16 protein-coding genes are annotated in these 19,170 nt (G+C 38.3%); 7 read left to right on the forward strand and 9 right to left on the reverse strand.

Annotation, left to right across the window (positions count from 1 at the left end):
* Window positions 1–13 precede the first annotated feature (13 nt).
* Window positions 14–1,552 (reverse strand): Rne/Rng family ribonuclease, encoded by a 1,539-nt coding sequence (locus TY21_RS00640; RefSeq protein ID WP_042243089.1) that lies wholly within the window; start codon window positions 1,550–1,552, stop codon window positions 14–16.
* A gap of 533 nt (window positions 1,553–2,085) precedes the next feature.
* Between TY21_RS00640 and TY21_RS00645 the strand changes: the two genes are divergently transcribed.
* From TY21_RS00645 to plsX, 3 genes are read left to right on the forward strand one after another with little or no spacing between them, the layout of a single operon-like run.
* Window positions 2,086–2,553: a DUF177 domain-containing protein gene (locus TY21_RS00645; protein ID WP_042243116.1), complete on the forward strand. Its 468-nt coding sequence runs from the start codon at window positions 2,086–2,088 to the stop codon at window positions 2,551–2,553.
* 31 nt (window positions 2,554–2,584) lie between these two features.
* On the forward strand, window positions 2,585–2,764 hold the full coding sequence (gene rpmF / locus TY21_RS00650) for a 50S ribosomal protein L32 (RefSeq protein WP_039386081.1): 180 nt from the start codon (window positions 2,585–2,587) through the stop codon (window positions 2,762–2,764).
* A gap of 20 nt (window positions 2,765–2,784) precedes the next feature.
* On the forward strand, window positions 2,785–3,801 hold the full coding sequence (plsX, locus tag TY21_RS00655) for a phosphate acyltransferase PlsX (RefSeq protein ID WP_130589440.1): 1,017 nt from the start codon (window positions 2,785–2,787) through the stop codon (window positions 3,799–3,801).
* A 142-nt stretch (window positions 3,802–3,943) separates the two neighbouring features.
* On the opposite strand, the gene TY21_RS00660 is transcribed toward plsX, so the two are convergent.
* From TY21_RS00660 to pcnB, 7 genes are all read right to left on the reverse strand, one after another.
* Window positions 3,944–4,402 (reverse strand): LexA family transcriptional regulator, encoded by a 459-nt coding sequence (locus tag TY21_RS00660; protein WP_042243092.1) that lies wholly within the window; start codon window positions 4,400–4,402, stop codon window positions 3,944–3,946.
* 119 nt (window positions 4,403–4,521) lie between these two features.
* Entirely contained in the window at window positions 4,522–5,205 is a 684-nt protein-coding gene (locus TY21_RS00665) for a lysophospholipid acyltransferase family protein (protein ID WP_052354612.1), read from the reverse strand.
* Window positions 5,202–6,365, reverse strand: a complete 1,164-nt coding sequence (gene lpxB, locus TY21_RS00670) for a lipid-A-disaccharide synthase (RefSeq protein ID WP_042243099.1) — start codon at window positions 6,363–6,365, stop codon at window positions 5,202–5,204. The genes TY21_RS00665 and lpxB overlap by 4 nt, the downstream gene beginning before the upstream one ends.
* On the reverse strand, window positions 6,355–7,059 hold the full coding sequence (locus tag TY21_RS00675; protein ID WP_042243102.1) for a lipid-A-disaccharide synthase N-terminal domain-containing protein: 705 nt from the start codon (window positions 7,057–7,059) through the stop codon (window positions 6,355–6,357). The genes lpxB and TY21_RS00675 overlap by 11 nt, the downstream gene beginning before the upstream one ends.
* A complete protein-coding gene (locus TY21_RS00680; RefSeq protein ID WP_039386079.1) occupies window positions 7,056–7,772 on the reverse strand; it encodes a glycosyltransferase in 717 nt (238 codons plus the stop codon). The genes TY21_RS00675 and TY21_RS00680 overlap by 4 nt, the downstream gene beginning before the upstream one ends.
* 212 nt (window positions 7,773–7,984) lie before the next feature.
* A complete protein-coding gene (locus TY21_RS00685; protein WP_042243104.1) occupies window positions 7,985–8,728 on the reverse strand; it encodes a prolyl oligopeptidase family serine peptidase in 744 nt (247 codons plus the stop codon).
* Window positions 8,729–8,748: 20 nt separating this feature from the next.
* Window positions 8,749–10,023, reverse strand: coding sequence for a polynucleotide adenylyltransferase PcnB (gene pcnB, locus TY21_RS00690; protein ID WP_042243107.1), 1,275 nt, complete (start codon window positions 10,021–10,023; stop codon window positions 8,749–8,751).
* A gap of 349 nt (window positions 10,024–10,372) precedes the next feature.
* Here pcnB and glmM point away from each other — a divergent pair, with 349 nt between their 5' ends.
* Both glmM and glmS read left to right on the forward strand, forming a co-directional pair.
* A complete protein-coding gene (gene glmM / locus TY21_RS00695) occupies window positions 10,373–11,740 on the forward strand; it encodes a phosphoglucosamine mutase (RefSeq protein WP_042243110.1) in 1,368 nt (455 codons plus the stop codon).
* A 21-nt stretch (window positions 11,741–11,761) separates the two neighbouring features.
* Entirely contained in the window at window positions 11,762–13,591 is a 1,830-nt protein-coding gene (gene glmS, locus TY21_RS00700; RefSeq protein ID WP_042243113.1) for a glutamine--fructose-6-phosphate transaminase (isomerizing), read from the forward strand.
* 605 nt (window positions 13,592–14,196) lie between these two features.
* Here glmS and TY21_RS00705 read toward each other — a convergent pair.
* Window positions 14,197–15,585 (reverse strand): transposase, encoded by a 1,389-nt coding sequence (locus TY21_RS00705; RefSeq protein ID WP_130589442.1) that lies wholly within the window; start codon window positions 15,583–15,585, stop codon window positions 14,197–14,199.
* A 136-nt stretch (window positions 15,586–15,721) separates the two neighbouring features.
* Here TY21_RS00705 and TY21_RS00710 point away from each other — a divergent pair, with 136 nt between their 5' ends.
* On the forward strand, window positions 15,722–17,107 hold the full coding sequence (locus TY21_RS00710; protein WP_158622990.1) for an F-box protein: 1,386 nt from the start codon (window positions 15,722–15,724) through the stop codon (window positions 17,105–17,107).
* A gap of 467 nt (window positions 17,108–17,574) precedes the next feature.
* Window positions 17,575–18,960 (forward strand): F-box protein, encoded by a 1,386-nt coding sequence (locus tag TY21_RS00715; protein WP_158622991.1) that lies wholly within the window; start codon window positions 17,575–17,577, stop codon window positions 18,958–18,960.
* Window positions 18,961–19,170: the final 210 nt, after the last annotated feature.

The raw sequence follows: 19,170 nt of genomic DNA on the forward strand, positions 1-19,170 counted from the left end.
CCCATGCCAAACCTCAGACATCTATTTTTTTATTATTTATCGTGGATAGGAAATGATAATCATTGATGTGCATATTGTCATCAGTAGCAATTTGAAGGTGCGCATTTAATTCTTCGGCCAGCTTAAATAAATACTGTTGGTCAATAACTTTTAAGTATTTTTCTAGTTCAGGATGAATGATCAGTTTTAAAGCAAACTGCTGATGGCATCCAATTACTTTTTTAAGGGCCCTTTCAATCTCGATAGAGATGCTTTCGTGCGTTTTAACAAGGCCACTGCCTCCGCAATAAGGACAGCTGCAGAAAATAGTCTGGTGTAGAGAACCTCGATTACGTTGGCGTGTCATTTCAACTAAGCCAAATTCGCTCATTCCTAAAATTGTGCATTTTGCCGAATCCTCTTTCATAAATTCTTTGAGGCGTTCTAAAACTCGGCGTTGATTTTTACGTAAACGCATATCGATAAAATCGCAAATGACTAACCCTCCCACGTTGCGCAAACGTAATTGCCGCGCAATTTCTTCCGTAGCTTCTAAGTTAATCCTTACTAACGATTCTTCTACGTCTGTCTTGTTACTAGAACTTCTCCCAGAATTGACATCGATCGTATGCATGGCTTCAGTACGATCAAAATAGAGGTAACCACCGCTAGGTAGCCAAATTTTACGGCGTAAAGTTTTTTCTATTTCCCTCTCTACATTAAAGCGTTCAAACATAGGAACTTTATCTCGATAATATTCGATGCATAAAGCATGCTCATTGGCGTAGCGGCTGTATAAGCGCTTGCATGTTTGATAAACGTTATAGTCATCTACCAATATTCTTTCATAACGTTTATCGACCGCATGGATCACTGCACGCTTGATAATATCGGATTCAGCAAATAGAAGAGTGGGTTCACTGGATTTCTTGAAATTCTCCATGATATTATTCCAGGTGTTGAGCAAATCATTAGCTTCTTCAATCAACATCTCAGGAGTGGCAATCGCGCTAGCCGTTCGACAGATTAAGCCCATATCTTTGGGCATTTCAAAAGCGCGAATTAACTTTTTTAATCTTTCACGCACATTGCGATCCTCAATTTTACGAGAAACACCCCGGTGAATGGAGTTGGGAAGCAGGACTAAATAGCGCCCGGCGATGGAAATGTTAGAGGTTAAACGTGCACCTTTTGAACCAATAGGCTCTTTGACCACTTGTACTAGAACATCCTGGTCAATTTTCATGACCTGCTCGATATCTAAATTTTGCTGCTGCTTATCATCTAGAGTTTTGATGTCATAATCTAGATCAAAATCCATCTCATAAACTTGCTCGAATTTTTTCGTGTTTTCAATGATGTCAGAGATGTGAATAAAACCATTTTCTCCTTCATTAATATCAATAAAAGCAGATTGAATGTTATGAAGAATATTAGTAACTTGGCCCCGGTAGATGTTGCCCGTTAACTGTCTTTCTTTTTTTCTTTCTACGATTAAGTCATGTAGTTGGCCATGGCGCAGATGAGCATAGCGGATTTCTTTGGATTCAATATTTAAAAGGATTTCGTCCATTGTAATTACCTAATTTTGGACGAAAAGTGTTTGAGCTAAGTCGTGGGATGTCTAGAGATCAATAGGCTAGGATCATTTTATCTTAAGCGTCTTTCATGATTATGTATGAAAAACATGATAGCTTTGCAAAACTGTAGGAGCGTCCTTGCCTGGCCAAAAGCTTACTCAAGTGATCTACCAAAGACAATAAATGCCTGGATACATGTTGAACTTTTATGGTATTAACATCCTAGCATTTAGGCTATTGAAAAAGCCCTTACACCTTTCGTGATTTAAAGAGCTATCATAGCCGATAAACCTGTTATTAGCTAGAAAAAAGAGTAAGGTCGATCATTCCAATAAGCTTCTTTAGAAAATGGATAATAGAAAAGCAACTCTCTAATTTTTAAAAAATTAATTGCTTAGACTATAAGGTTAATTTTTAGACCAAGATGAGTAGAAGTGGATGACTTTGGCAGACTTTAGCAAGCTTAGGAAAGCTAGGCTTGCTTTTTTACTGGATAAAAATCAACTCTTTGAGTAGAATTTTAAGAATGAACGAAGCATTTAAAATATATGTTGAACAACTTAGAGATGGCCATGCAGAAGCTATTGTTGAAAAGCTTGGCCCTGAGTTTTTAGATATTCATGAAAAAGAGTTAAGCTTTGTTGACCCAGTGGTCGTAGAAGGGGAAGCTTATTTAGCAGAAAACGATTTGGTCTTACATTTTGACATTCAAACGTTTGCCACTCTCCCGTGTGTGATCTGCAATGAAGCGGTAAAAACACCGATAAAATTAGAAAATTTTTATCATACCGTGCCGGCAGAAGAAATAAAATCGGGAATTTACAACTTTCAGGAGATGCTAAGAGAAAACATTTTGCTGACCGCTCCTTTTTTTGCGGAATGCAATAACGGCCAATGCCCTTATCGGGGCGAGCTTAATAAATTTTTTCGAGATAGCGATTCTCCCGACGGTAATTCAGAAGATGAAGGGTACCGTCCCTTTGCCCACTTATAAACTTTATAATTTGATGAGGAGTTAACACCCCATGGCAGTACCACGTAACCGTCACTCTAATGCCCGCAAAAATTCTAAGCGCGCACACCATGCAAAAAAGCCTAAACAATTAGCTAATTGCTCTAACTGTCAATCTCCTAAGCTGCCGCATGTAGTTTGTCCTTCTTGTGGACAATATAATGGGCGTGTTGTCATGGCTCGAAAAGCTTAGTTTAAAGGAGAACTTGAATATTGCGCATCGGGATTGATTTAATGGGGAGCGATAGCTCGCCAACGATAATTTTTGATGCTCTTATTCAAGCGCTTGATCAATTAGATCCCTCTCTTAGGCTTATAGCGTTAGCTACTCAATCCGTTATCAACGAGCATAGGGCTAAAGCAAAAACAAGCCTGCCTGCAGAAAAGTTCAATCGCTTAACTTTTTTACCTGTGGCTAATTTCATAGAAATGGGGGAAGACCCCCTGATTGCTCTACGCCAGAAAAAAAGATCATCGACCGCTGTAGGAATCAAGCTTCTCAAAAAAAAGCAGATAGATGCCTTAGTTTCTGCTGGTAATACAGGCGCTTTAGTTGCTAGTGCTACTCTTTCTTTGCCCAAACTGCCTGGTATCACACGACCTGCTCTATTAGCAACTTTGCCGACAAAAAATGGCTCCTTAGCTATTGTGGATGTAGGAGGCAATGTCTCCTGTAAAGCAGAGCATTTGGTAAAGTATGCTTACATGGGAGCTGCCTATCAAAAATGCACGAGCGGCATAAAAATACCTAAAATTGGGCTGCTGAATATTGGGTCGGAATCTAAAAAAGGGACTTCTGTCGTTCGTAAAGCTTATCAGCTTTTAAAAGATGTCTGCCAGCACTCTATAGATGGGGTTCCTTACATGGAATTTCATGGCAATATAGAGGGACGGGAAGTTTTCTATGGAAAGGTAGATGTATTAGTGACGGATGGATTTACAGGTAATATTCTTGTTAAAACGAGCGAAGGACTTGCGGATTTTATTTTTGAATATCTGAGGGAAACTCGGCAGGATCATCCTCTAAACTTTTTACAAGAGCCTTTAGAGTATTTACAAGCTCTTTTCTATTATGCCGAATACCAAGGAGCTCTTTTATGTGGGGTAGAAGGCCTTGTTATTAAATGCCATGGACATTCTAATACTAAAGCTTTTTTTAATAGCATTAAAGGTGTTAGCCATATGATTAAAAATAATCTTTTAATGCAAATCAGGGATGCTTTAAATTGAGCATTTTTCTAATCCATTTAAAACAAGGAAACACTTTTTCTTGATAAAGCTCTTAAAAGCCATGAAATTAAGAGCTTAAGAAAAGCTTGAACATCTTACCGATCATGTCTTTAGTTAAGCTTTATTTTCTTTAACGTAGCTCTTAAAGAGCGTGAATAACGCTTATTGCCACTCCCCAGATGCGTAATTCTGTATCCTCAGTGATTTCAATAGGGGCATAAGCTTTGTTTTCAGCGACTAGCATCAGCCTATCCGCTACGCGACGTAGACGTTTGACAGTTAATTCACCATTCAAAGAAGCGATAACAATTTTTCCTTCCGAGGGCTCTATGCTTCGATCAACGACTATAATATCATTATGATGAATCCCTGCATTGATCATCGAGTCTCCACACACCTTTAAAAGAAAAGTGACATCCGGTTCTTTAATCAAAAGTTCATTTAAATCAATTCTTTTTTCGATATCTCCTTCACCGAAGGAGGGAAATCCAGCATTAATGCGATATTGGTAAAGAGGTATACGATAAAATTTATTTTGTATAAATTTTAAAATATTTTGAATCTCACTTGCTGGCACTTGAATAGCTTTAGTCTCTTCCATAAATCTTCTACTCTTAAAAAAAATAACTGTTTTAATGAATGGTTATGACTTATCATTACCTTGTTGTCAATAGATTTTAGTTGCCTGGCACCCTAAGAATCAAAATGTTTCATCATTATTTATAAAGGCTTATTGCTAAAATGTAGATAAGCTGATTGATCGGTATCTATAAGAGCATTTTCGAGCATATGAGAATAATGGTCTAGATTAATGTGAGCAGGATAGGATATAGGGGAGCCAATCTTCATATAAATCTTTGAAAAAGGCTGAGGAAGCATCATTTTATCCCAACTTTTTAATTGCCATAAGCGGTTAGCTGACCAGCTGAAAGGGAATACGGTAGCAGCTGTCTGTTTAGCTGCTAAAGCAAGACCGGGCTTAACTTGATAACGTGGTCCGCGTGGGCCATCCGGAGTAATTAAAACTATATCTAAACTATTTTTTAATCTGTTGATCATTTCCTTTAAAGCTTCATGCTTTGCATTGTGCTTAACACGTATAGTACGTCCATTTTTAAAACTATTCGCGAATAATGCTAAGGGTTCCCCATCACGACTTTGGCTAATAAAAGCCGTATAATTAAATTGCGGGGTATAGCTCTGAAAAATAGTCGCTACCAACATCAAGCGATTATGCCAAAGCATAAGAATACAATTTCCCTGCTTAACATGTTTACAAAATTCCTCCAGTCCTTCCAATTGAATGCGACAGGTCATCAGTAAAAGTTTTAAAAAAGCTTTACCGGCATAAGCAAGTACACGAGGGACCAAATAATGAGAAAAATAGCGTTTAATAGCTTTCATGATAATAAAGAATGTATAGCTTGCGCGGCATTCTGGCTGGCATGGGTTCCTTGGAAAAGCTCAACAATTTGCTGGCAGCCTTCTAGGCAACGTGCTCTTGAAGAGCCTGCATGAATGTCTTCTAGCTCTTTTGCGACCTTTTTAGGGGTAAAACCCTCTGCTATAAGCTCGGGAAATAAGCGCTGGCCACTGAGTATATTAACGATACAATAGTAAGGTAGATTCAATTTAATTATAAATTTAGCAATCAACCAATTAAGGGTAGAGAGCTGATAGACAACCACTGTAGGGCAGCAGTGGAGTGCTAATTCAAGGGTAACTGTTCCTGATTTGGCTATGGCACTATGACTATTACGCATCAAATCGTAGGTGTGTGCTTTATCCACAATAAAAGCATGAAGCAAGCGATGCTTTTTAAGGATCTTTTCAATAAGCGGTTTAAGGGATGCGTTAGAACAAGAGATGCCAAAAGTTGTAGAAGGATTTTCTTTTTGAAAAAGGAGAGCTGCCTCTAATTGCTTAGAAAGATTATTTTTGATTTCAGCTTCTCGGCTGCCAGGAAAGATGGAAATCAATAAATGCTCGGGTGGACAAAAGTGACTTTTCCAAGAAGGGGCGTAAAGATGTTGGGAAATATACTCTTGAAGGGGATTACCCACATATTGGACTTTAAGGGAAGTAGGCTTAAAGCTTATGTTTTCAAAAGGATAAATGGTGAGTAACATATCCAATGTTTTAGCCATATGTTGGATACGCTTTTTGCCCCACGCCCATACAGAAGGGCAGATGTAATGGACGAGCTTACCTTTATATCCTGCTTTTCGCAGAGCACGAGCCATGCGTAAATTAAAGCCTGGATAGTCAATGAAAATTACTAATTCAGGACAAGTGCTTAACACATAGTCGCGTATATAATAAAATTGTTTATAAAGACTAGGCAAAGCTTTAATGACATCTGAGAAACCCATGACAGCAAATTTTTCCATGGGCATAATGTTGACAATCCCTTCTTCTCGCAGAGCAGGGCCAGCCACGCCACTGAACCAGCAGCTAGGATATAGCTCCTTAAAAGCTTTCACTAAGTGAGCGCCATGTAAATCTCCACTAGGCTCTCCAGCAAAAATAAAAAGATGTGGATGGAGATTGTCATTACTTTTCATAAGCCTCCCCACACGTTTCATACGTAGGATTTTTAGAAAGAAGCATAAGATTACGAATATAAGGGACAATGCCTAGAGCAGGGCCTATAATATTAACCGGATCATAGATCCGAATAAAGTAAACGATTGAAAAAGAGGCTCCTAAAAGGCTAATCCACCAAAATGAAGCGCCGAGTTGACTTGTATGCGTCTTTTCAACTTGCCACCATTGTATCCAAAAACGACAATTGAATAGAAGGAGGCCTATAAAGCCAACAATATGCCATGAATTATGGATAGGCAAGCTATTAGAACTCCATGCATGACTAGGTAAACGTAACCAGGCAGATTTATTCTCGGCTAAGTAAAGGTGCTGAAAATAAAAAGCTAAAGTCGTTAGTACCAGAAAGCTTAGCATGATTTCTATCACCCTTACTGTGGGCATGCTCTGTGAAGTTTCTTTCATGAGATTAAGATTACGCCAGGAGATAACAGCATTTATGACTTGAACAATGCCTACATGAAATTGCATCTGGATAAAGGAATGAATAAGTAAAAGGAGATTTCCCAGCAGGGATAGCTTCCAAAAAAGAGGCGTAACTACACTTTTTCTGCTAATTTCGCTTCTAAGCCATTGAATGATAAAGCGTGCTCCAAAAGCTAAGGAGGCTATAAATCCTAAGGGATAAAAGATTTCACGCCACTGCTCGTTCATGGTAATTCTTTATTAATCTGATATTTTAGCTGACGTTTTTTCATCCAGCGTACAGCTGCAAGATCTGCAATCGTATTAAAAGATCGATTAAAAAAATTATATTTAGTTTTGCCTTTTATACGCTCGCGGTGGTTAACAGCAACTTCTTGTACTTCCAATCCTTCAATTTTAAAAAGGGCCGGAAGAAAACGGTGCATGCCATTATACATTTTGATTTTATGCAAAGCAGAGGTGCGATAGATCTTTAAAGAGCAACCTGTATCGCTTACGCCATCTTCACAAATTGAACGCCGAATCAAGTTAGCTACTGTGGAGATAAGCTTTTTTGACAAAGGGTCTTTACGATTGACGCGTACTCCACATACCAAGTCACAATTGTTGATTGCTTCCACGAGTTTAGGAATATCTGCAGGATCATTTTGTCGATCTCCGTCTAAGGTGATTACAAATTCTCCTTTAGCGGCTTTAAAACCTGCGGCAAAGGCGCTAGATTGTCCATAGTTTTCTTTAAAAATTAGCAGCTTTAGATAATTTTTTTTATGCAATAAGTGAGTTAAAAGAGCCAGCGTTTGATCTGTAGATCCATCATCTACACAAATAAGCTCCCAAGGTTTTTTTAAACTGAGCATGATGGGCTCAAGTTCTTCAATGAGCTCAACAATATTGTCCTCCTCATTTTTAAGAGGGATAACGACTGAGTATTGAATGGTCATGGATAGCTTAGGCTTTTAATGAATAAGAAAGCATCATATCATCTTAAGGTTTACCTAGACAAGAAGTTTTTTAATAGGAATCTAAAGTTAGGCAAACTTTGCGAAATTAAGCAAAAGAGGAATAAAAAATGCTGGCCTTAAATTTATCTTCCTCTTCCTACTTGGCATCCTGTAAAAAAGCTTAAATTGCAGTTATAAAGCTAAAATTTTTGCTAAATTAATTTATGTTTAACCCACTCGGCTCCCTCTTTAAAGATAGGAGGTAAAGTTCCATGGCCTTTGTAACCTATAGAAGCAGAAATGATTAGTTCTATAGCAGGAGAGCGGTGCCCTTGCTGGTAAGCGGCCTCAGCTAGCTGGTGGATAAAATCAAAGCAGGCGTAGGTGCCAACTCGGTTGTCACGGTTGCCTATATAAAAGCGAAATTGTTTATTCACTAGCTGATAGATAAGGCCATGTAAGTCCCATTCTTTCTCTAAGTGGTTTGTTTTTTCTAAAGATGAAAGTTTAGTCATAGGAGCAAAACCTAGGACATATTTGAGGCGCGGTTCTCGGGCAGCTAAATGGGTGGCTATAAATGCTCCACGCGAGAGCCCCCCTACAGCTATCCTTTCTTCATCTACGAAACCTTGTTGAATAAGATACTCTATATTTTTTATACAGCTTTGTAGGAAATGAGAAAAAGAATGCGGATGAGTTGCAAATTCCTGCATCCATAGGGCTAGCGCCTGATTAGAATCATACCCTTGACCATGAAAAGGAAGCGTAAACGAATAGCAGCGTATAGGAAATTTTTCTAGAAAAAGTATAGGCTGATTGTAAGGCTCTTGATAAAGACTCTCTTCCGCTGAAAGAGCAAAATAAAAAAAAGCGGGTAAAGGACCGGCAGCAAGAGGTTCTCCTTGCATATAGATGGGTAAAGTTGTAGGAGAAGCTATAACCTCTTTGCGCTTCATGGATTCTGTTCCTCATTTTCTTAAGCTTTGACATCTTTTTTTTGAGGTTGAGGAGGGCGGCCGTATCGCCTCTTTTTTGGAGGATGCGAATAACGATTAACCTGAGAAGAGCCGCCTGCATTTTTGTATTGGTCTCGCCAATATATGTACGCTTCTTGCAGGTGGGGCTGTATGCTTGCACGAATTTTTAGAAAAATAAGAGAGGCTTCAAATTCTTTATTGTGAACTAATTTTGTCCGTAAATGCCGCTTGCCAGAAAAAGGAGTGAGACGGTATTGCGTGGACAGGATAAAATTCATCACGGCGCTATGGCGGCGAGGAAAATGAGAAAACGAGGAGGTGACAAATCCCTTAATGAGAGAGGATGTGAGCATCGTGATCTCACCCATATGAGGGTGACGCCCTTTGTCAAGGTATTGGGTTTTAATTTCTTGCTCTAAGATGGGGAAAAGCATATTGCTGGTTAGGAGAGAACGATCTAGAGTCTTTTTGCTATAAAGATTGATTTGGTCAGCAGTTGTTAGATAGCGGTAAATCTCGTTTCCTTGATGGCTTTGAATAAAATGAGCTAGGCAGGGAAAAATAAGCTCTAATAGACCAACTTGGGACATCAGGTGAAAAAAAGACGAGGAATAACCTGATTCTAGCATGCGAAATATCTCTTCCAAAATCCTTGCAGGTGAACTTTTAATTAACTCCTTTTTGCATTCAAGTAGGGCTGTTTGTACTTCGGGAACGACGGTAAAGTTGTAGCGCGCTTGAAATTTCAATAAGCGGATCATGCGCACAGGGTCCTGCTTGAAACGGGTAGAAGGCTCTCCAATCGTTCTTAAAATTCTTTGATGAATATCTTCCCATCCACCCACATAATCAATTACACTATGATTAGTAGGATCATAAAATAAGCCGTTAATAGTAAAGTCGCGGCGCAAGACATCTTCTTCGGGTGTGCCCCATACGTTGTCTTGAATGATTAGATCACTATCATTTTCTCCTGATCGAAAAGTGGCTACCTCTAAGATTTTAGGCCCAAATCGTACATGCGCCAATCGGAAACGGCGACCAATTAAAAGACAGCTTCTACCGAAAAGTTGCTTAATTTGTTCGGGCTTGGCCGAGGTAGAGATATCAAAATCTTTCGGAGTTTTCTTGATAAGAAGGTCACGGACACCCCCACCTACTAAATAAGCTTTAAAGCCAGCTTCTTTCAATCGGTTGATTACATAAAGGGCATCTTTATCAATCAAGTGATGCTCGATCTCATGGTCTGTCGCATGAAAAATTTTAGCTTGCAAAGACTTTAGCTCTCCTTAATCGACTGTTTATAAATAATGAGGTTGTCAAGTTTCTTTCTTTTGTCACGCTCTTTTATGCAAGGTCTTAAGGTAATAAAAAAACTTATTCAATCAATGAGATGATATTTTAAGCAAGCCATGCGCAAAAGTCAACTTCAAACCCTTAGTTTAATAAAAACTCAAAAATAAACCAGCTTCTTTACTGCCCATTTTCAAAATCATTTTTTTTCTCCATGAGTTTTATTATAAAGAAAGTGTAGGATAAATGGAAAATTGTATATACTCACCTATCATTTTTCTTGATTGCCGTCTAGATTTTTGATTAATTTATAGTTTTAGGGAGAGGTTGATGACAAAGAAAAGGACAAAAGTCTTTGGAACAGACGGTGTGCGGGGACGTGCAAATTATACTCCTATGACAGTAGAGATTGCCTTAGCTTTGGGCCGAGCGGCAGGTAAGATTTTTCGACGTCACAATGGTAAACATAGGGTAGTCATTGGCAAAGATACACGTCTATCTTGTTATATGTTTGAAAATGCTTTAATAGCTGGTTTATGCTCCATGGGAGTAGATACTTTGATGGTAGGGCCTCTCCCTACTCCAGGGGTAGCTTTTATTACAAGAGCTTACCGTGCAGATGCTGGTATTGTTATTTCAGCTTCTCATAATGCTTATTATGATAATGGAATTAAGTTTTTCTCTTCCGAAGGCTTTAAATTACCAGATGCTTGGGAAGCTGAAATGGAAGAGTTGATCACTACGAATAGCTTTGAAGATAGCCTCCCTCTTGAGTTTGATATAGGAAAAAATAGCAAAATTAACGATGCGGATGGACGGTATATAGAATTTGTAAAAGCCACTTTTCCTCGTCGTTTATCTCTTAAAAATTTAAAGATCGCTTTAGATTGTGCTAATGGGGCAGGTTATAAAGTGGCACCTTTAGTATTTAGGGAGCTTGATGCCCAAGTATTTGTGTATGGTAATAGCCCGAATGGTCTAAATATCAATGATGATTGCGGTTCTTTACATCCTGAGACTGTGCAAAAAGCTGTGATCGATCACCGGGCAGATGTAGGGATAGCCTTAGACGGGGATGCAGATCGCGTGATTATGGTAGATGAGAATGCGCAGATTGTAGATGGAGATACTATATTGGCAATTTGTGCACGGGACTTAAAAAAACAAGGTCTTCTCAAGAATAACAAAGTGATAGCGACTGTGATGTCAAATTTTGGCTTTGTCAAGGCTATGAGAGCTGAACAGATAGAAGTGGTTTGCTCGCAAGTGGGAGATCGTTATGTCCTTCAAGATATGTTGAAGCATGAGGCTAATCTAGGTGGTGAGCAAAGTGGACATATGATTTTCTTGGACCATAATACTACCGGTGATGGGCTAGTTTGTGCCCTACAAGTTTTGCGTATTATGATAGAGACCGATTCTAAGCTGTCAGATTTAGCTTTAATCGTACAACGTTACCCTCAGTCTTGCATCAATGTAAGCATTCAGTCCAAACCCCCTTTAAATGAACTTAAAAATGTGCAAGAAGCTATCGCTAATGTGGAAAAAATGCTGGGCGATGCAGGTCGCGTGTTAGTACGCTATTCAGGCACGGAAAATATTTGCCGAGTAATGGTAGAAGGTCCTAAGTTAAAACAAGTGCAGCAAATGGCGCTTACGATCAGCAACAGCGTTAAAGAAGAAATAGGATCTTATTAGCCGACTTCAAAGGAATGATTTATGTGCGGAATATTTGCTTATATAGGCTTTAGAAACTCGCTTGAAATAGCTTTAGCGGGACTAAAGAAAATTGAATATCGTGGCTATGACTCCGCGGGCGTGGCTGGCATCAAAGAAGGACAAATTGCGTATTGCAAAGAGCTAGGCAAAATATCGGCTTTGGAGAAAGAGCTGCAAGCTTGTAATTTTTGTTTAGCCGATGCTGCCATTGCGCAAACACGCTGGGCTACGCATGGGGTGCCTAGCAAGATTAATGCTCATCCCCATTTTGATACGCCACATTCCTTGGCTGTTGTGCATAATGGAATTATTGAAAATCATGAGAGCTTAAAGCAAGATTTGATTAAAAAAGGGATCAGCTTTGTTTCTGATACAGATACCGAAGTCGTGGCCCATCTAATTGGTAGCTTTTACCAAGGGAATTTTCTACAAGCTGTTCAACAAGCTTCACATTTGCTAAAAGGAGCTTTTGCTCTTGCAGTTATTCATAAAGATCATCCTGATCAAATCATTGCTATCGCTCAAGAATGCCCTTTAGTGATGGGTATAGGCGACAATGAAGTTTTTATTTCTTCAGACTCGAATGCTTTTTTAAATTTTACTCAGAATGTGGTTTATCTAACTAACTCTGAAATCGCTGTGGTTAGCCATAAAGAGGTAAGGATATACAATTCTGCAGGGGATGAGATTGAAAAAAAGATTGAATGCTTACCTGTAACAGCTAATGATGCCCATAAAGGTCATTTTGAACATTATACCCTTAAGGAAATTAACGAGCAGCCTCAGGCTATCTTCAACGCCTTGGAAGGACGTTTTTCCGAAGAATATGGCACAGCAGTTTTTGAGGAGTTAGAGCTGGATCTGACAGAGCTTTTAGCAGCCCAGCGTATTTTAATTTTGGGCTGTGGGACCTCCTGGAATGCAGGCTACGTGGCTTCTTACATGATCGAAGAAAAAGCACGTATACCTGTCGAAGTAGAAATTTCATCTGAATTTCGTTATAAAAATCCTATTATTCTTCCGCATACTTTAGTAATTGCCATCAGCCAATCTGGAGAAACAGCAGATACTATAGCAGCCGTCAGAGAGATTAAAGCTAAAGGTGGAAAAGTAATTGCACTCTGTAATGTTGTTGGTTCAACATTGGCGCGAGAGGCAGATGCAACTCTTTTTTTAAAGTGTGGTCCTGAAATCGGTGTATGTTCAACTAAAGCCTTCACAAGCCAATTAGTTGTTCTTGCTTTATTGACCTTAAGGATGGCTAGAATGCGACACTTAGGCAAGAGTGAGGGGCAAGAGTTTTTAAAAGCTTTGCGGGTTTTACCCGAGCAAATTCAGTTAGTATTGGATAATGCTTATTATATAGAAAACGTAGCTAAAAAATATGCCCAGTATGAAAACTTTTTCTTTCTAGGGCGGCGCTATATGTATCCTACAGCTTTAGAAGGAGCTCTTAAGCTGAAAGAAATTTCCTACATTAATGCCAATGGTTATCCAGCAGGAGAAATAAAGCATGGGCCTATTGCTTTAATTAATGGCCATTGTCCTACCGTAGCTCTTTGTCCTAATAAAACTACCTACGGTAAGCTATTGAGCAATTTGATGGAAGTGAAGGCGCGTAAAGGCCCTATCATAGCTATTGCTGAAGAAGGGGAAGATAGCTTGAAAGGAGTAGCGGATGATATTATACGCATCCCCCCTACGCTGGATGAGCTAGCGAGCATTCCGGTTACTGTAGTTAATCAATTACTAGCTTATTATATTGCACGAGAAAGAGGGACAGATATTGATCAGCCTCGTAATCTAGCTAAATCAGTTACTGTTGAATAATCGAAAGCCTTTGCGGCTGCCTTCTTAAAAGCTTATTTTAAACTAGCATTAGACTATTTTAAATCTTAAAAATTAATTATTTTTCACTTTTATTTTACTTTTTGCCGACCTTAATTTAAAAAGTGTGGGAGTATAATAAATAGTCCAATTTAAAGAAAATACGTCTGCATAGTCAAAGAAGGGATTAGCCCCTTAAAAGCTAGCCTTCTCCTTAAAAACATGTTTCTATTAAGCATAGGATTGCATAAAAAGCTGCTCAAAAGCGCATTATTAAGTAAGAGATTGCATAAAAAACCTGCTGAATAGCTTATAATTTAAAGCTTTAAGATAAAATCACACAATGTTGAGTTGTAAGCGTTACGGGGTATAAATGATTTTTCCTCAAAAAAGCAAGGGATTGGGCAGCAATTATATAGTTTTGAGCTGCTCTTTATATGATTGCTTACTTTATGAAAAATATCTTTCTCAAGAAGAGAGATGTCTCTCAGAGGATTAGGAAAGCAAATTAACATTTTTAAAAGCGTATTAGCTAAGGTTTAAAATTTTTTTATTGGTTACTAATTAATAAATTATTACTCGATGATATACTTTTTTATTCTTGACAGTTAGGCAACTTTTCTTGATGACTCAAAAGTTACATTTTCTTGTACTGCATTTAAATGTTTACGAGAAGGCCTTAAAACAAAGATTTCATCTAGCGTCTTTTCGAAATCACGGAAGAGTTCTTTTGAATTTTCATGCTCAACAATTTCTCTTACAACTTGACACAAAGCATCCACTCTAGACTTTTCTACTAGGCTCCCCAAGGTTGCTAAAGGGAGTTTGTTCTTAATGAAATTTGTTTGAGACAAATGAAAAAGAAAGCAGTGGTCAAACAGCAGGCTTAGAATCAAAGGTCGCTCTGATCCCTCAACGCCGCACTGTTTGGCCAAACTGCAAAACCCACAATGACTACTCCAATCTTCAATAAAAACCTCTACTAACCATCTCAAAGTATATCCTTGCATCACATCTTTCATATTCCATGAAAGATTTGCAGCCATAAGATAGCGATACTCATTTTCGCCCTCATATTTAAGGGCTATTACCAATCGTTTTTTATGATGAGAAGGAACATATAACCTTGCTCCCCCGGCTTGCACCACATTTTTTTTATCACCGCGAATGAAAATTTCCTGATTCCAGCCTTTGTAGGCTTCAAAGAATTCTTGGCATGAGAGAGACTTTTTACCTCGCATGACTTTTTGATTCTTTCTAAGTTGAGTAATGATTTGCACTCCAGGCCAAATACCTTCTACTCCATCTACAAACAAGCTGTTGCCGTAAAGAGCATCAGCCAGTACACAAGTGACCTTAAAAGCAGGAAATTCACAGGCAAAATTTTTAAGTAATTGTAAAGCTAGTGTATACTTTTTTGGATATTCTATTGACCTTTTAGGCTCTTTTGGACGGTCTTTTTTAGAAATTCCCAACTTTTTTAGCTTCCTCACTTCCTGTTGCCATCTTGTGAGTACGGGATCAGGAGAATAAAAGGCAAAGGAGACGGGAATGCAAAATTTTTTAGTAACTAGCTGAAGAAATACTATATTTTGACCACAAAAATAACCACTAGTTTTTTTATCACGGATTTTATGTAAATGATGCAACTTCTCAGCATTTTTTGATCGACTGTGATCTTTATCATCGATAACAAGAACACCTTCTGTGATGCCATGTTTACGCAGGACCGCGCGAACACTACAAATTAGCAGCCTATTCCAAGCAATCTTAGCACGTCTAAACATGGCCGATAAAGCCATCTTTTTATAGCTTTTAAGCCCAGCCCTTTCAAATTTTGCCCAACAGATTGAATTAGTAACTAATATTCCCATCAAACAAAAGGCTAGCCAACACCATTGAATTTTGGATAAATTATTATGAGGATTTTCTTGTTTGAGAGCAACTTCAAGTTGATTTAGATATTCTTTAATAAAGGGAAGCGGTTGGGAAAACATAGACGAAAAATTATTTTTAATGAGTTGATAAGGTATAACAATATTTTATTAAAAATTAGTCAACAAGAAAAAAGTACATCATCGAGTATTAGTATTTCATGGTAGATAAAACTAATTTGAATTTATGGTAAATAGCATGGCCCCATTTTCCCTAATCCCTAGTATAAGAATACCTGAAGAAGTGCAATTAAAGATTCTTAGCCTTTTAGATGAAAAAGAGTTACCGATTGCAGGCCTTGTTAACAAACATTGGCAGCGAATGGCGCAGGATCCTTCTTTATGGCGGCCTATTTGCCAACGACGCTGGAAAAACCTTAGCCACTCTTCTTCCCCAGGAAAGAACTGGCGAAAAATCTGTAAGAAACAAGTGCAGATGTCAAAAACGATGAGGCTAACGAAAGACGAATATTCAAAAAACAAATGTAAACAAACTATCTACAAATTACCTAATTTCTCAGGAAAAATTCTTGCTCTTAAAAGAGAAAAACAATTTGCTTTTATAAAAGCAACAGCAGGTACAGCGCAAATCTATCATTTGGGCGAAAAAAGTTGTCAGTTAGTGTATGATAATGTGAAAGAGGAAAATTCTCGTCTGATTCATTATCAAGAAGGCCATATTATTCAAGTAACACAGGAAGGCTATCTTTACCGTTGGAAAGTTAATGAGGCTTTTCCCCAAACTTCTCTATGTTACCTTGGGAACTTTGAAAATGCTTACTTGGCTCCAAATTATTTATTTTTAACTGATCTATCCCAAACACAATTTAAAATTGTGGATGTACGCACAGGATTAAGCTGCTACAGGACTACCTCTGCAGCCATCAATTTTATTCTCTGCCGAAATAATCAAGCCTTAATTCATTGTCTAGATGGCAGCCTTTATTTTATTAATGATATAGAAAACTCTTTTGCTACGACCTTGATGCCATTGAAAGGCACTCTTAAAATTCCTCTTAATCAAGAATTATGCCAGTTTGACGAAGCACGAGTCATTATTTTATGCGAGGATGATTTACACAGAAGATGCCATGTATGGGATGCTTCTAATGGGGAAAAAAAGATAGAATTTACCATGACACCTCGGCCTGTTGAAAAATGTTGGAACAAGAAGTCGATCTTAACTATCTCTAGTTATGATGGCAAGCGCTTAGCAGTGGGCCTAAGTACGAGCCTCATTATAACTTATAATCCTGATGATGGAAATTTTTTGACTGAAGCAAACATAGGCTTATTAGCGCCTGTGCGTTTTCTTGTTTTAGATGATAACTATTTTCTTGCCTCTCATTTCCATCCTGAATTCAAGGGCTTTGACCTTTATCAACATACTCCTGCTATAAAATGTTGCGGAACAATATTTCCATTCTTGCCTGACCCATATCCATGGTTAGATTTTCATCATATCCATGCTAGCTATGATGGCCGTGAACTAGCCTTTTGTGATGAACATGGTTGGCTGCATCTGTGGGACTTTGCTCATTTGCAAGGAAAGGAGCGTATTTTGGTCGCTCCTCCCCATGCTTAGGAAAGCTATTTGTTTACCTGGAGCGTTTGGCTAATTAAAATAGATTGCAACTGTTCATAAGAACGATAAGAGGAATATTTTGGTTGCATTACTTCTTGGCTAAGCACCTCGGGAGGTTGCGAAGTTGCTTGAAGTTGATTGGCTATAAACTGCCTGAATCCTTCAAGCCTAGTGGAAGAAGAGGGGGCAACCCATAAAGAAATTGAAAAGCCAAAATATGTTTTTGTTTTTTTCGCGCTTGGCTAAGCTTGCTACTATAAAAATCGATTAATTGGTCAGAACTTATAAAGCACATTTTGGCAAAGTGTGTTTAAAATAATCGTTCAGTGGTATAAATAATTTTCCTTCAAAAAGGCAATGGATTGGGCATGAATCAGTTGATATTTAAAATACGCTATTAAATTTTAAATAATAAAGCCCTAAAATTCTACAATAAATCAAACAACTCTAAATTTATGGTAAATAACATGACACCATTTTCCTTAATCCCTAGTATAAGAATACCTGAAGAAGTGCAATTAAAGATTCTTAGTCTTCTAGATGAAAAAGAGTTACCGATTGCAGGCCTTGTTAACAAACATTGGCAGCGAATGGCCCAAGATCCTTCTTTATGGCGGCCTATTTGCCAACGACGCTGGAAAAACCTTAGCCACTCTTCTTCTCCAGGAAAAAACTGGCGAAAAATCTGTAAGAAAAGAGTGCAGATGTCGCAAACGATGAGGCTAACGAAAGGCGAGTATTCGAAAAATGAATGTAAAGAGACTATCTACAAATTACCTAATTTCTCAGGAAAAATTCTTGCTCTTAAAAGAGAAAAACAATTTGCTTTTATAAAAGCAACAGCAGGTACAGCACAAATTTATCATTTGGGCGAAAAAAGTTGCCAGCTAGTGTATGATAATGTGAAAGAGGAAAGTTCTCGTCTGATTCATTATCAAGAAGGCCATATTATTCAAGTGACGCAAGAAGGGCAGCTCTATCGTTGGAAAGTTAATGAGGCTTTTCCCCAAACTTCTCTCTGTTACCTTGGAAACTTTGAAAATGCTTACTTGGCTCAAAATCATTTATTTTTAGTTAATCCTCATCACACGCAATTTAAAATTGTGGATGTACGCACAGGATTAAGCTGCTACAAGACTACCTCTGCAGCCATCAATTTTATCCTCTGCCGAAATAATCAAGCTTTAATCCACTGTCTAGATGGCAGCCTTTATTTTATTAATGATATAGAAAACTCTTTTTCTATGAACTTGATAGCATTGGAAGGCACTCTTAAAATTACTCTTAATCAAGAATTATGCCAGTTTGACGAAGCACGAGTCATTATTTTATGCGAGGATGATTTACAAAGAAGATGCCATGTATGGGATGCTTCTAACGGAAAAAAAAAGATAGAATTTACCTTGGAAGCTCGACGTGTTGAAAAATTGTGGGACAAGAAGTCGATCTTAACTATCTCTAGCTATGATGGCAAGCGCTTAGCAGTGGGACTAAGTATAGGTTTTGTTTTAACTTATAATGTGAATGATGGAGCTTTTTTAACTGAATCAAACATAGGCGGCGTAGCGCCTGTGCGTTTTCTTGTTTTAGACGAAGGCTATTTCCTAGCCTCTCGTTTCCATCCTGAATTTAAGAAATTTAACCTTTGTCAACATACTCCTGTTACAAAATACTGTGGAGCTTTATGGCCTTGGCCGCCTAGGGAATATCCAGTGGTAGATTCTCATCATATTCATGCTAGCTACGATGGCCGCAAACTAGTCTTTTGTGATGAACATGGTTGGCTGCATCTGTGGGACTTTGCTCATTTACAAGGAAAGGAGCGTATTTTAGTCGCTCCTCCCGATGCTTAGGAAAGCTATTTGTTTACCTGAAGCGTTTGGCTAATTAAAATAGATTGCAACCGCTCATAAGAACGATAAGAGGAATATTTTCTTTGCATTACTTCTTGGCTAAGCACCTCGGGAGGTTGCGAAGTTGCTTGAAGTTGATTGGCTATAAAATGCCTGAATCCTTCAACCCTAGTGGAAGAAGAGGGGGCAACCGATAAAGAAATTGAAAAG

This window comes from Neochlamydia sp. S13, assembly GCF_000648235.2.
In the GTDB taxonomy this organism is placed as follows: domain Bacteria; phylum Chlamydiota; class Chlamydiia; order Chlamydiales; family Parachlamydiaceae; genus Neochlamydia.

Excerpts from the sequence above, each read along its gene's own strand:
- TY21_RS00640 (WP_042243089.1), bottom strand. The coding sequence starts at position 1,552 with ATGGACGAAATCCTTTTAAATATTGAATCCAAAGAAATCCGCTATGCT.
- TY21_RS00645 (WP_042243116.1), top strand. The coding sequence starts at position 2,086 with ATGAACGAAGCATTTAAAATATATGTTGAACAACTTAGAGATGGCCAT.
- rpmF (WP_039386081.1), top strand. The coding sequence starts at position 2,585 with ATGGCAGTACCACGTAACCGTCACTCTAATGCCCGCAAAAATTCTAAG.
- TY21_RS00660 (WP_042243092.1), bottom strand. The coding sequence starts at position 4,402 with ATGGAAGAGACTAAAGCTATTCAAGTGCCAGCAAGTGAGATTCAAAAT.
- TY21_RS00665 (WP_052354612.1), bottom strand. The coding sequence starts at position 5,205 with ATGAAAGCTATTAAACGCTATTTTTCTCATTATTTGGTCCCTCGTGTA.
- lpxB (WP_042243099.1), bottom strand. The coding sequence starts at position 6,365 with ATGAAAAGTAATGACAATCTCCATCCACATCTTTTTATTTTTGCTGGA.
- TY21_RS00675 (WP_042243102.1), bottom strand. The coding sequence starts at position 7,059 with ATGAACGAGCAGTGGCGTGAAATCTTTTATCCCTTAGGATTTATAGCC.
- TY21_RS00680 (WP_039386079.1), bottom strand. The coding sequence starts at position 7,772 with ATGACCATTCAATACTCAGTCGTTATCCCTCTTAAAAATGAGGAGGAC.
- TY21_RS00685 (WP_042243104.1), bottom strand. The coding sequence starts at position 8,728 with ATGAAGCGCAAAGAGGTTATAGCTTCTCCTACAACTTTACCCATCTAT.
- glmM (WP_042243110.1), top strand. The coding sequence starts at position 10,373 with ATGACAAAGAAAAGGACAAAAGTCTTTGGAACAGACGGTGTGCGGGGA.
- glmS (WP_042243113.1), top strand. The coding sequence starts at position 11,762 with ATGTGCGGAATATTTGCTTATATAGGCTTTAGAAACTCGCTTGAAATA.
- TY21_RS00705 (WP_130589442.1), bottom strand. The coding sequence starts at position 15,585 with ATGTTTTCCCAACCGCTTCCCTTTATTAAAGAATATCTAAATCAACTT.
- TY21_RS00710 (WP_158622990.1), top strand. The coding sequence starts at position 15,722 with ATGGCCCCATTTTCCCTAATCCCTAGTATAAGAATACCTGAAGAAGTG.
- TY21_RS00715 (WP_158622991.1), top strand. The coding sequence starts at position 17,575 with ATGACACCATTTTCCTTAATCCCTAGTATAAGAATACCTGAAGAAGTG.